The following is a 13952-nucleotide window of genomic DNA, read 5'->3' on the forward strand; positions in this document are numbered from 1 at the left end:
CTGTGTCCTTGAGCCCCGGCAGACATCGCCGGGGTTCGAATATTTAAGCTGTCGGTGCAACCGGCGCCGCCGGGGCGCGGTGGTAGGCCAGCCAGATCAGGAACAGCCCGCCGATGATCATCGGTACGCAGAGTACCTGACCCATGGTCAGCCAGTTCCAGGCCAGATAGCCCAGTTGCGCGTCCGGCACGCGGACGAATTCGACGATGAAACGGAAGATGCCATAAAACAGCGCGAACATGCCCGAGACCGCCATGGTCGGCCGTGGCTTGCGCGAGAACAGCCAGAGGATCAGGAACAGCGCCACGCCTTCCAGTGCGAACTGATACAACTGCGACGGGTGACGCGGCAGTTGCGCCGGGTCGCTGAACGGCGGGAACACCATGGCCCACGGCACGTCGGTGGCCTTGCCCCACAGCTCGGCGTTGATGAAGTTGCCGATACGCCCGGCGCCCAGGCCGATCGGCACCATCGGCGCGACGAAGTCCATCAGCTGGAAGAACGACTTGCCGTTACGCTTGCCGAACCACAACGCGGCCAGCATCACGCCGATGAAACCGCCGTGGAACGACATGCCGCCCTTCCACACTTCGAAAATCAGTGTCGGGTTGGCCAGGTAAGCGCTCAAGTCATAGAACAGCACATAACCAAGACGCCCGCCGACAATCACCCCCATCGACAGCCAGAACACCAGGTCGGACAGCTTTTCCTTGGTCCAGGTCGGGTCGAAACGGTTGAGCCGGCGCGATGCCAGCAGCCACGCGCCGCCGATGCCGACCAGGTACATCAGGCCGTACCAGTGGATTTTCAGCGGACCGATGGCCAAAGCCACCGGATCGATCTGCGGGTAAGGCAGCATTGCGACTCCTCGTTAGCGTTCAAATCTTCAAAAATTCCCGGGCGACGCTGTCACCTCAGGATTAAGCCAGGATTGCGACCTGCCAAAACACACGGCTCAGAACAGAAAGCTCAGGCCCACGCAAAACAGCAAAGCCGCGAACAGCCGTTTCAGCAACTTCGGCGACAACCTGTGCGCCAGCCGCGCGCCGAGACGGGCGAACACCATGCTGGTCAGGGCAATGCCAAACAGCGCCGGCAAATACACAAAACCGAGACTATGGGCCGGCAGCAACGGATCATGCCAGCCCAGAATCATGAAACTTATTGCACTGGCCACAGCAATCGGCAGGCCACAGGCCGACGAGGTCGCCACCGCCTGCTGCATCGGCACGCTGCGCCATGTCAGGAACGGCACGGTCAGCGAACCGCCGCCAATCCCGAAAATCGCCGACGCCCAGCCGATCACACTGCCGGCCACGGTCAGACCGAGTTTACCCGGCACCGTTCGGCTGGCCTTGGGTTTGACGTCCAGCGCCAACTGCGCCGCAATCACCAGGGCGAACACACCGATGATCTTTTGCAGGTTCGGGCCGGAGATCGCTTCGGCGGTCAATGCACCGAAACCGGCGCCGAGCAGAATGCCCACGGTCATCCAGCGGAAAATCGGCCAGCGCACGGCGCCGCGTCGATGGTGTTCGCGCACGGCGTTGACCGAAGTGAAGATGATCGTCGCCAGGGACGTGCCGACCGCCAGATGGGTCAGGATCGACGGATCGAAGCCCTGCAAGGTGAAACTGAACACCAGCACCGGGACGATGATGATCCCGCCGCCCACCCCGAACAGCCCGGCCAGTACGCCCGCACAGGCGCCCAGCGCCAGATAGAGCAGAAATTCCATGACTGCCTCCCAAGGCGCGTCCCCAAAACCGGAGCGGCATGGTAACGGATGGATACCCTTCGGCTCCACTGGCGATGGATGCACGGACGATGTCTGCGTAGAGTGGGCCAAAAACACACAAGGACCACCTTATGTGCCTGATCGTTTTCGCCTGGCGGCCGGGGCATGCCCAGCCGCTGATCGTCGCGGCCAACCGTGACGAGTTCTACGCGCGGCCCAGCCTGCCGCTGGCGCAGTGGCCCGAGTCGCCGCACGTTCACGCCGGTCGCGATCTTGAGGCTGGGGGAACCTGGCTCGGTCTGGGCGCCAACGGTCGTTTTGCGGCGCTGACCAATATTCGTGATCCGCATCAGCCGCCGGCCCGACGCTCTCGGGGCGAGCTGGTGGCAGGGTTTCTGACCGGAAACCTGTCGATCGATGACTATTTGTCCGACGTTGTCGCCCGTTCGCCGGACTATGCCGGCTTCAACCTGCTGCTGGGCAATGCCAACGAGCTGTGGCACTTCAATGCGCGGTCTTCGGAACCGGTGATGTTGCAGCCCGGCGTCTATGGCCTGTCCAACGCCGGGCTGGATACGCCGTGGCCGAAACTGCTCAAGGCCAAGGCGGCATTGAGTGCGGTGCTGGATGATCCGCAGCCCGAGCGATTGTTGGCGTTGTTGGGGGATACGCAAACGGCGCCGTTTGCTGATCTGCCGGACACCGGCGTGGGCCTGGCGACCGAGTCGTTGTTGTCGAGTGTGTTTATTGCCAGCCAGAGTTACGGGACTCGGGCGAGTACGGCGTTGATTGTGCAGGCGGATGGGACGCGGCGGATGGTGGAGCGGAGTTTCGGGCCGTATGGCGGGCACTTGGGGGAAGTTGAGATTTACCTTTAAAAGCAAGCCCTCATCGGAACGCCGCCCACCCAGCCCTCTCCCGGAGGGAGAGGGGGCCGACCGAGGTGTCTTGAGCTAGACATCGACCTGAAAAACCTGTGTCGATTATGGATTCACTACAGCAACTCCAGGTCGACGGATCTCTGCAGCAACCCCCAATCAGTCCCCTCTCCCTCCGGGAGAGGGTTAGGGTGAGGGTAAGCTTTTGATCTCAGGCTTTTGACTTCAGACCTTGACCGCCGCCGGATTGACCATCTTCGCCAACCCAAGATTCTTCAGCGCCAGTTGCAGCGAGCTGTGGATGACCTGCGGGTTGTCGATGGTCATCAGTTCCGCCAGCAGGTCCTTGGCCTTGCTCAGGTTGATCTGACGCAGCATCCACTTCACCTTCGGCAGGTTGGTGGCGTTCATCGACAGGCTGTCGAAACCCATCGCCATCAACAGCACCGCGGCCGCCGGGTCACCGGCCATCTCGCCGCAGATGCTCACCGGCTTGCCTTCGGCATGGGCGTCGCGCACCACGGTTTGCAGGGCTTGCAGCACCGCCGGGTGCAGGTAGTCGTAGAGATCGGCCACCCGCGGGTTGTTGCGGTCCACCGCCAGCAGGTACTGGGTCAGGTCGTTGGAGCCGACCGACAGGAAGTCCACCATCCGCGCCAGCTCTTTGGTCTGGTAAACCGCCGCAGGAATTTCGATCATCACGCCCACCGGCGGCATCGGCACGTCGGTGCCTTCGTCGCGCACTTCGCCCCAGGCCCGGTGGATCAGGTGCAGTGCCTCTTCGAGCTCGTGGATGCCGGAGATCATCGGCAGCAGGATCCGCAGGTTGTTCAGGCCTTCGCTGGCCTTGAGCATCGCGCGGGTCTGCACCAGGAAGATTTCCGGGTGGTCGAGGGTGACGCGGATCCCGCGCCAGCCGAGGAACGGGTTGTCTTCCTTGATCGGGAAGTACGACAGCGACTTGTCACCGCCGATGTCCAGGCTGCGCATGGTCACCGGTTGCGGGTGGAATGCAGCGAGCTGCTCGCGGTAAATCGCCAGTTGTTCCTTCTCGCTCGGGAAGCGCTGGTTGATCATGAACGGCACTTCGGTGCGGTAAAGACCGACACCTTCGGCGCCGCGCTTCTGCGCTCGCGCCACGTCCGCCAGCAGGCCGGTGTTGACCCACAGTGGCATGCGGTGGCCGTCCAGGGTCACACACGGCAGGTCGCGCAGGGTATCGAGCCCCAGCGCCAGTTGCTTCTCTTCCTCCACCACCTCGGTGAACTGTTTGCGCAGCACTTCGCTGGGGTTGGTGTAAACCTCGCCCCGTGTGCCGTCGACGATCATTTCGATGCCGTCGACCTTGGCGTACGGCAGATCGACCAGACCCATTACTGTCGGGATGCCCATGGCCCGGGCCAGGATCGCGACGTGGGAGTTGCCCGAACCGAGTACCGACACCAGACCGACCAGCGTGCCTTCCGGCACCTCGCCGAGCATCGCCGGCGTCAGTTCTTCGCTGACCAGAATGGTTTTTTCCGGGTAGACCAGATTCTGCTGACGCTCCTCCTGCAAATAGGCGAGCAGCCGGCGGCCGAGGTCCTTGACGTCCGATGCCCGCTCACGCAGGTACTCGTCGTCCATCAGATCGAAACGGTTGACGTGATCGGTCACGACCTGACGCAACGCGCCCTGGGCCCACTGGCCGGTCTTGATCACGTTGGTGATTTCGCTGCCCAGCGAGGCATCGTCGAGCATCATCAGGTAGACGTCGAACAGCGCACGCTCTTCCGGGCGCAGCTGGGTCGCCAGTTTGGCCGACAACGCACGCATGTCGGCGCGCACGCCTTCGATGGCGGTCTTGAACAGCGCCAGTTCCGCGTCGATGTCGGTGATGGTCTTGTCCGGCACCACGTCCAGATCCGCCGGTGGCAGCATGACCACCGCGGTACCGACCGCTGCGCCCGGCGAACCCGGGACGCCGACGAACTTGGCTTCCTGGATGCCCTTGCCCTGACGGCCCAGACCACGGATCGAGCCGGTGGCCTCGGCGTGGGCGATTACGCCCGCGAGCTGCGCGCTCATGGTCACGAGGAAGGCTTCTTCACCCTCATCGAACTGGCGGCGTTCTTTCTGCTGGATGACCAACACGCCGACGACGCGGCGGTGGTGAATGATCGGCGCCCCGAGAAACGAGGCGTAGCGCTCCTCGCCGGTCTCGGCGAAGTAGCGGTAGCGCGGGTGATCCGCGGCGTTTTCGAGGTTCAGGGGTTCTTCACGCGTGCCGACCAGGCCGACCAGACCTTCGTTGGGTGCCATGCTGACCTTGCCGATCGAGCGCTTGTTCAAGCCCTCGGTGGCCATCAGCACGAAGCGGTTGGTCTCTGGATCAAGCAGGTAGACCGAGCAGACCTGGCTGCCCATGGCCTCTTTGACGCGCAACACAATAATCCCCAACGCCGCCTTGAGATCCTTGGCGGAGTTAACTTCCTGGACGATCTTGCGCAGCGTATTGAGCATGGCTCGGGGTCGAACTCCGTCGTCAGTCGCGCGCTAAAAGGCGCGGGGCAAGCTCTTTGAGAGCGCGGCGATACACTTCGCGCTTGAATGTCACCACCTGGCCCAACGGATACCAATAACTGACCCAGCGCCAGCCATCGAACTCCGGTTTACCGGTCAAATCCATCCGCACCCGCTGCTCGTTGGAGATCAGGCGCAGGAGAAACCATTTCTGTTTCTGGCCGATGCACAGCGGTTGGCTGTGGGTTCGCACCAGACGTTGCGGCAAACGATAGCGCAACCAGCCCCGAGTGCAGGCCAGTATTTCAACATCTTCGCGTTCCAGGCCAACTTCTTCGTTCAGCTCGCGGTACAAGGCGTCTTCGGGCGTCTCCTCGGGGTTGATTCCCCCTTGCGGAAACTGCCAGGCATCCTGATTGATACGGCGAGCCCATAGCACCTGGCCGGCGTCATTCGTCAGAATGATCCCGACATTAGGGCGGAAACCATCGGGGTCGATCACGGCAACAACCTCGCAAACGCATGTCGCCGCATTGTTCCACAAAGGTTGTGAAGGCGGCAACGAAGGTTCCGAGCTTATGTGCACTCTTGTGAAAAGACCGTATTCTTGTGGCCTTTTTACTGACTTTTCAGCGGGTAACTGCAATGCGCCTGGCTTTATTCGATTTGGACAACACCCTTCTGGGCGGCGACAGCGATCACGCTTGGGGCGATTATCTGTGCGAACGCGGCTTCCTCGACCCGATCGCCTACAAGGCGCGCAACGACGAGTTCTATCAGGATTACCTGGCCGGCAAACTGGATAACGCCGCATACCTGAACTTCTGCCTGGAAATCCTCGGCCGCACCGAGATGGCCGTGCTTGAGCAGTGGCACAGCGATTACATGCGCGACTGCATCGAGCCGATCGTCCTGCCCAAGGCGCTCGATCTGCTGAAAAAGCACCGCGATGCCGGCGACAAACTGGTGATCATCACCGCCACCAACCGCTTCGTCACCGCGCCGATTGCGGTGCGCCTGGGCGTCGAAACCCTGATCGCCACCGAGTGCGAGATGCAGGACGGTCGCTACACCGGACGCAGCACCGACGTGCCGTGCTTCCGCGAAGGCAAGGTGACGCGCCTGAACCGCTGGCTGGAGGAAACCGGATATTCGCTGGAAGGCAGCTACTTCTACAGCGACTCGATGAATGACCTGCCGCTGCTGGAGCAGGTGACGAATCCGGTGGCGGTCGACCCTGACCCGAACCTGCTGGCCGAAGCCGAGAAGCGCGGTTGGCCCGTCATCAGCCTGCGCGGCTGATATCGCGTCGCAGGCAACCGCAGCTCCCACAGGGGATGTGTGAACGCCTCAGATCAATGTGGGAGCGAGCCTGCTCGCGAACGGATCGACACGGTCCCAAGCCTTAAACCGGCTTGGCCCCCATCAACGCCGCAATGGCCAGAAATCCGACGCCGCTGACAATCGCCAGCGCCAGATTGAATTTCCGGTTGCCGACCCCGCTTGTCCACAGCCGATTAAGCCGAACAAGCAGCCAGACCGCACTAAAGGTGGCCACGGCATAGATCACGCTGGACCCCAGAATCCAGAACTGCCCCAGTGGCCAGCCAACCAGGTGCACCAGCCACCAGCCGGTGAAAGGCATGCTGAGCACGCCGATCAGCATCAGACACCAGACGAACAGCCAGGGTCGCTGCATCGTGCTGGCCGGCCCTTCGCTGCGATTACGCCAGGAAGCAGCGGCGAGCCCCAGCCCGCTCGCCAGGATTACCACGGTCGCCGCGACGTGAAGGACTTTCAGGGTGGTCAGGGTTTCCATGTATTTCTCTTTCCTTAGGCCATACCCATCAGCGTAGCCGTTCAGCCAAGAAACAGCTGATAGGCCGGGTTGTCGCTTTCGTCCCAGTACGGGTAGCCGATTTCCTCAAGGGCTGCGGGAACCAGATGACGTTCGTCGTGGGGCACTTGCAGGCCCGCCACTACTCGTCCGTCTGCTGCTCCGTGGTTGCGGTAGTGGAACATCGAGATGTTCCAGCGACCGCCGAGCTTGTTGAGGAAGTTAAACAGCGCGCCCGGACGCTCCGGGAACTCGAAGCGCAGCACCACTTCATCGACCACGTGCGCGGCGCGCCCGCCGACCATGTGACGGATGTGCAGTTTGGCCAGTTCGTTGTCGGTCAGGTCGAGCACCGGGAAACCCTGCTCGGTCAGGCTCGCCAGCAGTGCACTGCGCGGGTCGTTGTCCGGGTGAGTCTGTACGCCGACGAAGATGTGCGCTTCGCTGCCATTGTTATAGCGGTAGTTGAATTCGGTGATCTGGCGCTTGCCGATGGCCTCGCAGAACGCCTTGAAGCTGCCGGCCTTCTCCGGGATGGTCACGGCGATAATCGCTTCGCGGCCTTCACCCAGTTCGGCGCGCTCGGCGACGTGGCGCAAGCGGTCGAAGTTGACGTTGGCCCCGGAGTCGATGGCCACGAAGGTCTGGCCGCTGACGCCGCGCTGCTCGACATACTTCTTGATCCCGGCCACGCCCAGGGCGCCGGCCGGTTCGGTGATCGAACGGGTGTCGTCGTAGATGTCCTTGATCGCCGCGCAGATTTCGTCGGTGCTGACGGTGATCACTTCGTCGACGTAATCCTTGCAGATGTCGAAGGTGTGCTGGCCGATCTGCGCCACCGCCACGCCGTCGGCGAAGATGCCTACGGTCGGCAGCACCACGCGTTCGCCTGCCGCCATCGCCGCTTGCAAACAGTTGGAGTCGTCGGGCTCGACGCCGATGACCTTGATGTCCGGGCGCAGGTATTTCACGTAGGCCGCGATGCCGGCGATCAGACCGCCGCCGCCCACCGGAACGAAGATCGCATCCAGCGGCTGCGGGTGCTGGCGCAGAATCTCCATCGCCACGGTGCCCTGCCCGGCAATGGTGTGCGGATCATCGTACGGGTGGATGTAGACGTAGCCTTTTTCATCGACCAGTTTCAGCGAGTAAGCCAGCGCTTCCGGAAAGGAATCGCCGTGCAGCACCACTTTGCCACCGCGCGAGCGCACGCCTTCGACCTTGATCTCCGGGGTGGTCTTGGGCATCACGATGGTCGCTTTCACGCCCAACACTTTCGCCGCCAGGGCCAGGCCCTGTGCATGGTTGCCCGCCGACGCGGTGACCACGCCGCGAGCGCGCTCTTCGTCGCTCAACTGGGTCAGCTTGTTGTAGGCGCCGCGAATCTTGAACGAAAACACTGGCTGCAAGTCTTCACGCTTGAGCCAGATGTCGTTGCCCAGCCGCTCGGAGAGCTGGCGGGCGTTCTGCAGCGGGGTTTCTACGGCAACGTCATAAACGCGCGAGGTGAGGATCTTTTTGACGTACTGTTCGAGCATCGGAAAGCATCACTGGCGATTGGGCGGGACCAGCGAGTCTAACCCGGCTTTTGGGCGCACGACCACACGAATCCAGAGGTTTTAGCCCGGCTTGAGGCTATAATGCCGGCCTTTCCGTTCTTACCTTGCCCGCTTCCGGAGCCCGCATGACCCAGGATCAACTCAAACAGGCCGTGGCCCAGGCTGCCGTCGACTTCATCCTTCCGAAACTCGACGACAAGAGCATCGTCGGCGTCGGCACCGGCTCCACCGCCAACTGCTTCATCGACGCCCTGGCCCAGCACAAGGGCGCGTTCGATGGCGCGGTCGCAAGCTCCGAAGCCACTGCCGCGCGCCTCAAGGGCCACGGGATTCCGGTGTACGAGCTGAACACCGTGAGCAACCTGGAGTTCTACGTCGACGGCGCCGATGAAAGCGACGAACACCTGAACCTGATCAAGGGCGGCGGCGCAGCCCTGACCCGCGAGAAGATCGTCGCGGCCGTGGCCCAGACCTTCATCTGTATCGCCGACGCCAGCAAACTGGTGCCGGTGCTCGGCGCGTTCCCGCTGCCGGTGGAAGTGATCCCGATGGCCCGCAGCCACGTCGCCCGCCAACTGGTGAAACTGGGCGGCGACCCGGTCTATCGCGAAGGCGTGCTGACCGACAACGGCAACATCATCCTCGACGTGCACAATCTGCAGATCACCAATCCGGTGGAGCTGGAAGCGCAGATCAATGCGATCGTCGGCGTGGTCACCAACGGCCTGTTCGCGGCGCGTCCGGCGGATCTGTTGTTGCTGGGTACCAGCGAAGGCGTGAAGACCCTCAAAGCTGAATAAACCAGGCTGCCCACATATTTGTGGGCAGATGAAAAACCTGTGGGAGCTAGCTTGCTAGCGATAGCGGTGTGTCAGTCGACATGTTTGGCGACTGACCCTCCCTCATCCCGAGCAAGCTCGCTCCCACAGTGTTTTGTGGTGTTGGTTAATTCTGCACAGGCTTCCTGAAGACATAAAACAGATTCGGCTCGCTCACCAGATACAACGCCCCATCGTCATCCATCGCGATACCTTCCGCCTGCGGCACGGTTTTCTTCAGACCCTGCCGGCCACCGCTCAACGACATGGTGCTCAACGGGCGCCCGTCCACATCCAGCTCCAGAATCAGCCGCGACTCGTCGGACAGCGCCAGTAAATGACCGCTGCGCTCGTCGTATTGCAGGCTCGACAGATCGCGCACGAACATCCCGGCATCGCGCTTGGGATTGTTGATCACGTGTACTGCGTAGGATTTTTCCGGATTGAAGTGCGGGAAACCGTGCACTTCATAGATCAGCATCGGGTCCCGCTCCTTGGCCACGAACAGGCGCTTGCCCACCGAATCGTACGCCAGGCCTTCAAAGCCCTTGTTGCCGCTCATGTGCACACCGAGGGTCATTTGCTCGGCGTCCGCCGCATCAAGGAACGTGGTGTCATGCTCCAGATGGATCTTGATCAGGCGCTGCTGGCGCTCGTCGGTAATCACATAGGTGTCGGCGCTGATGAACTCCACCGCCTCCGGATCGCCGAAGCCGATCAAGGCGACACGGCGCAGGATCGTGCCATCCAGCGACAGCTCGATCAGTTCGGCATTCTTGTTGGTCACGGTGAACAGGCTTTTGCGCACCGGGTCGTAGGTCAGCGCCGAGACGTCGTCGTTCAGCCCATCAATGACTTTCGCTTCAATCTCTGCCCGATATTGATCCAGCCCGATGGACTGGCTGCTCATCGGCTGCCAGAGCGTATGCAGGTTGAACCAGGCACGCTCGAACAGGCGCATGTATTGGCCGATCGCAATCAATGCGACCAGGGCAATCATCGACAGGATTATGAACAGAGGCTTGGGACGGGCAAGTCGACGCATTCAGGCAGGCTCGGAGTCAAAACAGGCGGATGAAATATCACGCCTGTCTGAACTGAAGCTTAATGGCCACTTGCCTCAGGCCACAACTGCACAGATCTGCAATTGCTGTAGGAGAGATTACTTCTGCTTTTCGAAGCGGTAGAACAGGTTCGGCTCGCTGACCATGTACAGCGTGCCCGAGTCGTCCATGGTTACGCCTTCGGCGCGGGGAATGGTTTTCTTCAAACCGTTGAAACCGCCGAGCAGGGTCATGAAGCTGACCTGTTCGCCCTTCTCGTCCAGCTCCAGCAACAGGTGCGAATCAGCGGACAGAACGAGGGTGTGACCGGTGCGCGGATCGATCGCCAGGGCCGACAGGTTACGAATATCGAGTTCGTCGCTGTCGAGTTTCTGCTTGTCGCCCTTGAGCGTCTGGCTGCCGTCGCTTTTCCAGGTGAACAGCGCGGGTGGACGCTCTTCGCCCAGTAGCAGTTGCTGGTTACGGGCGTCCCAGGTGATGGCTTCGAAGGCCTTGTTCTGGTCCTTTGACGGGCCGAGGTCGTATTTAGGGAAATCGTCACGCTTCAGTTCACGAGTCTCGGCATCGACCTTGACGATGGAGAGCAAGTGCTCGCGCTCATCGACAATCGCCATCAAGCCGTTTTCCATCACCGTAAGGCCTTCCGGATTGCTCCAGCCCACCAGGGGCATCTTGCGCAACACGTCGCCCTGCAGGGTCAGCTCGACCAGGAACGGATTCTTGCCCATCACCGAAAACAGGGTTTTGGTCTGCGGGTTATAGGAAAGGTCCGAAGCTTCGTCCTTTTCCATGCCCGGCAACAGCTTGGCGTCGATGACCACCCGGTAGTCCGGGAGCCAGACGCTTTCCTGCTTCTCGGCCGTACTTTCGAAGCGCTCCAGCAGCCACAGCACACCCCGATCATCCCAATGCATGGCAAACGCCAGCCCGTACGCAGCGGCGGCTGCCAGCAACAGCCAGGAATACCAGCGCAGGGCGAAGCGTGAACGGCGGGCGGGTTTGAGCTGAGTTTGAGATGACATCAAAGGACGCGTTCCGAAAATTCAGGCTACGGGTAATAGCACAAAGAGGCCGGCTCAGACGCCAGAATGGCCGGAATTATCCGGACAGAATGTGAAAAAAACGGTAAATGGCCGGAATGCCTTATGTGTTTGCGGGCTACAACACAAAAACAAACGTGGGAGCCAGCCTGCTGGCGATGGCGGTGTATCAGTCGAATGAAACATCAACTGACAGTCCGTCATCGCCAGCAGGCTGGCTCCCACAAAGGTATTTCAGAGTTGCAGTCAGCGAACGCTGCTGGTGAAACGACTGGCGCCCGGCAGCTCCAGCACGATCTCATCACCGACATTCAGCGGGCCGACGCCCACCGGCGTGCCGGTCAGGATCACGTCACCGGCCTGCAGCGAGAAGCAGCCGGCCATGTGCTGGATCATCGGCACGATCGGGTTGAGCATCGCGCTGCTGTTGCCGTCCTGGCGCACTTCGCCGTTGATGGTCAGGCGAATGCCGATGTCGGTCAGGTCGGCAAAGGTGCTGCCCACCACGAACGGCGCAATCACCGCCGCGCCGTCGAACGACTTGGCGATTTCCCACGGCAGCCCCTTGGATTTGAGCTCGGCCTGCTTGTCGCGCAGGGTCAGGTCCAGCGCCGGGGCGAAACCGGAGATCGCGTCCAGCACTTCTTCACGGCTCGGTTTGGTCGACAGCGGTTTGCCGATCAACACGGCGATTTCCGCCTCGTAATGCACCGAGCCACGCTCGGTCGGAATGCTGAAACCGCCTTCCAGCGGCACCACGCAACTGCCCGGTTTGATGAACAGCAACGGCTCGGTAGGCACCGGGTTGTCCAGTTCCTTGGCGTGTTCGGCGTAGTTACGGCCGATGCACACCACTTTCCCCAGCGGAAAATGAATCCGCGTACCGTCGACATACTGGTGCTGATAGCTCATTACCGACTCCTGCCTTTATTGATTCATCAGGGATTGCCAATCAAACCGCGAAAATCTTGCCCGGATTCATGATGCCGTTCGGGTCGAACACCGCCTTGACCGCTTTCATGTATTCGATTTCCACCGGTGAGCGGCTGTAGGTCAAGTAGTCGCGCTTGGTCATGCCCACCCCGTGTTCGGCGGAAATCGAACCGTTGTACTTCTCGACGGTTTCGAACACCCATTTGTTGACGGTGGCGCACTTGGCGAAAAACTCGTCCTTGCTCAGGTTGTCCGGCTTGAGGATGTTCAGGTGCAGGTTGCCATCGCCGATGTGGCCGAACCAGACGATTTCGAAGTCCGGATAGTGTTCACCGACGATCGCGTCGATTTCCTGCAGGAATGCCGGGACTTTCGAGACGGTGACCGAGATGTCGTTCTTGTACGGAGTCCAGTGGGAGATGGTTTCGGAGATGTACTCGCGCAGCTTCCACAGGTTCTGCAACTGGGTTTCGCTCTGGCTCATCACGCCGTCCAGCACCCAGCCCTGCTCCACGCAATGCTCGAAGGTTTCCAGGGCGGTGTTGGCCACTTCTTCGGTGGTCGCCTCGAATTCCAGCAAAGCATAGAACGGGCAGTCGGTTTCGAATGGCGCCGGGACATCGCCACGGCCCATGACCTTGGCCAGCGCCTTGTCAGAGAAGAATTCGAACGCGGTCAGGTCGAGCCGGCCCTGGAAGGCGTGCAGCACCGGCATGATCGAATCGAAATCAGCGGTGCCGAGGACCATCGCGGTCAGGTTTTTCGGCGCGCGATCCAGGCGCATGGTGGCCTCGACCACAAAACCCAGAGTGCCTTCAGCGCCGATGAACAGCTGCCGCAGGTCATAACCGGTGGCGTTCTTGATCAGATCCTTGTTCAGTTCCAGCACGTCGCCCTTGCCGGTCACGACCTTCATGCCCGCCACCCAATTGCGGGTCATGCCGTAGCGAATGACCTTGATTCCGCCGGCATTGGTGCCGATGTTGCCGCCAATCTGGCTGGAACCTGCCGATGCGAAGTCCACCGGGTAGTACAAGTCATGTTCTTCGGCGGCGTTCTGCAATTGCTCGGTGACCACGCCCGGCTGACAGACGGCGGTGCGGTCGGTCAGGTTGATGTCGAGAATCTGATTCATGTAGTCGAACGACACGACCACTTCGCCATTGGCGGCCACGGCTGCGGCGGAAAGCCCGGTGCGCCCGCCCGACGGCACCAGCGCCACTTTGTGTTCGTTGGCCCAGCGGACGACGGCCTGCACCTGCTCGATGGTCTTGGGAAACACGATGGCGCTGGGCGCCGGGGCGAAGTGTTTGGTCCAGTCCTTGCCGTAAGCGTTCAAGGAGTCGGCATCGGTCAGGACTTTGCCAGGCTCGACCAGGGTCTTCAGTTCATCAATCAGGGCAGGATTGGTCATCGACGGAACTCTCGAACAATTCATGGTCATCCTGAGAACGCTTCACGTCGCAGGAATGAGTGTTTAGCGGGGTGGCTATGCTAGCATACCGACCCCGCAGGCCAGTGCCCAAGGCCGGTTCTGCGGTGACGGCTTTCTTGTCGTCCAGGTCAATGTCTGTTGACCATTT

The 13952-nt window shown here is 61.2% G+C and carries 13 protein-coding genes; 3 read left to right on the plus strand and 10 right to left on the minus strand.

Annotation, left to right across the window (positions count from 1 at the left end; genetic code table 11):
* Positions 1 to 43: 43 nt before the first annotated feature.
* Positions 44 to 859 (minus strand): prolipoprotein diacylglyceryl transferase, encoded by an 816-nt coding sequence (lgt, locus tag BMZ46_RS15310; protein ID WP_039767887.1) that lies wholly within the window; start codon positions 857 to 859, stop codon positions 44 to 46.
* Between the two features lie 96 nt (positions 860 to 955).
* Positions 956 to 1738, minus strand: coding sequence for a sulfite exporter TauE/SafE family protein (locus BMZ46_RS15315; RefSeq protein ID WP_074690107.1), 783 nt, complete (start codon positions 1736 to 1738; stop codon positions 956 to 958).
* Between the two features lie 131 nt (positions 1739 to 1869).
* Between BMZ46_RS15315 and BMZ46_RS15320 the strand changes: the two genes are divergently transcribed.
* Positions 1870 to 2616: an NRDE family protein gene (locus BMZ46_RS15320; RefSeq protein WP_074690105.1), complete on the plus strand. Its 747-nt coding sequence runs from the start codon at positions 1870 to 1872 to the stop codon at positions 2614 to 2616.
* 225 nt (positions 2617 to 2841) lie between these two features.
* Here BMZ46_RS15320 and ptsP read toward each other — a convergent pair whose 3' ends face one another.
* Both ptsP and BMZ46_RS15330 read right to left on the minus strand, forming a co-directional pair.
* A complete protein-coding gene (gene ptsP / locus BMZ46_RS15325) occupies positions 2842 to 5118 on the minus strand; it encodes a phosphoenolpyruvate--protein phosphotransferase (RefSeq protein WP_074690101.1) in 2277 nt (758 codons plus the stop codon).
* 22 nt (positions 5119 to 5140) lie between these two features.
* Positions 5141 to 5620 carry an RNA pyrophosphohydrolase gene (locus BMZ46_RS15330; protein ID WP_003229203.1) on the minus strand — a complete coding sequence of 160 codons (480 nt, stop codon included), beginning with the start codon at positions 5618 to 5620 and terminating at the stop codon, positions 5141 to 5143.
* Positions 5621 to 5763: 143 nt separating this feature from the next.
* On the opposite strand from BMZ46_RS15330, the gene BMZ46_RS15335 reads away from it, so the two are divergent.
* The gene (locus BMZ46_RS15335; RefSeq protein ID WP_039767882.1) at positions 5764 to 6420 is read left to right on the plus strand and encodes a histidinol-phosphatase; all 657 of its coding nucleotides are present in this window, start codon (positions 5764 to 5766) and stop codon (positions 6418 to 6420) included.
* Between the two features lie 103 nt (positions 6421 to 6523).
* Here the strand turns inward: BMZ46_RS15335 and BMZ46_RS15340 are convergent, their stop codons facing one another.
* Together BMZ46_RS15340 and ilvA are read right to left on the minus strand one after the other, a co-directional pair.
* Positions 6524 to 6937 carry a DUF2269 family protein gene (locus BMZ46_RS15340; RefSeq protein ID WP_039767881.1) on the minus strand — a complete coding sequence of 138 codons (414 nt, stop codon included), beginning with the start codon at positions 6935 to 6937 and terminating at the stop codon, positions 6524 to 6526.
* Between the two features lie 41 nt (positions 6938 to 6978).
* On the minus strand, positions 6979 to 8493 hold the full coding sequence (ilvA, locus tag BMZ46_RS15345) for a threonine ammonia-lyase, biosynthetic (RefSeq protein WP_011336426.1): 1515 nt from the start codon (positions 8491 to 8493) through the stop codon (positions 6979 to 6981).
* A 146-nt stretch (positions 8494 to 8639) separates the two neighbouring features.
* Between ilvA and rpiA the strand changes: the two genes are divergently transcribed.
* Entirely contained in the window at positions 8640 to 9314 is a 675-nt protein-coding gene (gene rpiA, locus BMZ46_RS15350) for a ribose-5-phosphate isomerase RpiA (RefSeq protein ID WP_007953476.1), read from the plus strand.
* A gap of 145 nt (positions 9315 to 9459) precedes the next feature.
* Here rpiA and BMZ46_RS15355 read toward each other — a convergent pair whose 3' ends face one another.
* From BMZ46_RS15355 to BMZ46_RS15370, 4 genes are all read right to left on the minus strand, one after another.
* Positions 9460 to 10377 carry an SdiA-regulated domain-containing protein gene (locus BMZ46_RS15355; protein WP_074690099.1) on the minus strand — a complete coding sequence of 306 codons (918 nt, stop codon included), beginning with the start codon at positions 10375 to 10377 and terminating at the stop codon, positions 9460 to 9462.
* 117 nt (positions 10378 to 10494) lie between these two features.
* On the minus strand, positions 10495 to 11418 hold the full coding sequence (locus BMZ46_RS15360; protein WP_074690097.1) for an SdiA-regulated domain-containing protein: 924 nt from the start codon (positions 11416 to 11418) through the stop codon (positions 10495 to 10497).
* 264 nt (positions 11419 to 11682) lie between these two features.
* Positions 11683 to 12348, minus strand: a complete 666-nt coding sequence (locus BMZ46_RS15365) for a fumarylacetoacetate hydrolase family protein (protein WP_007953483.1) — start codon at positions 12346 to 12348, stop codon at positions 11683 to 11685.
* A gap of 40 nt (positions 12349 to 12388) precedes the next feature.
* The gene (locus BMZ46_RS15370; protein ID WP_039765411.1) at positions 12389 to 13783 is read right to left on the minus strand and encodes an FAD-binding oxidoreductase; all 1395 of its coding nucleotides are present in this window, start codon (positions 13781 to 13783) and stop codon (positions 12389 to 12391) included.
* Positions 13784 to 13952: the final 169 nt, after the last annotated feature.

Source organism: Pseudomonas sp. NFIX49 (assembly GCF_900115915.1).
Classification (GTDB): Bacteria; Pseudomonadota; Gammaproteobacteria; order Pseudomonadales; family Pseudomonadaceae; genus Aquipseudomonas; species Aquipseudomonas pharyngis.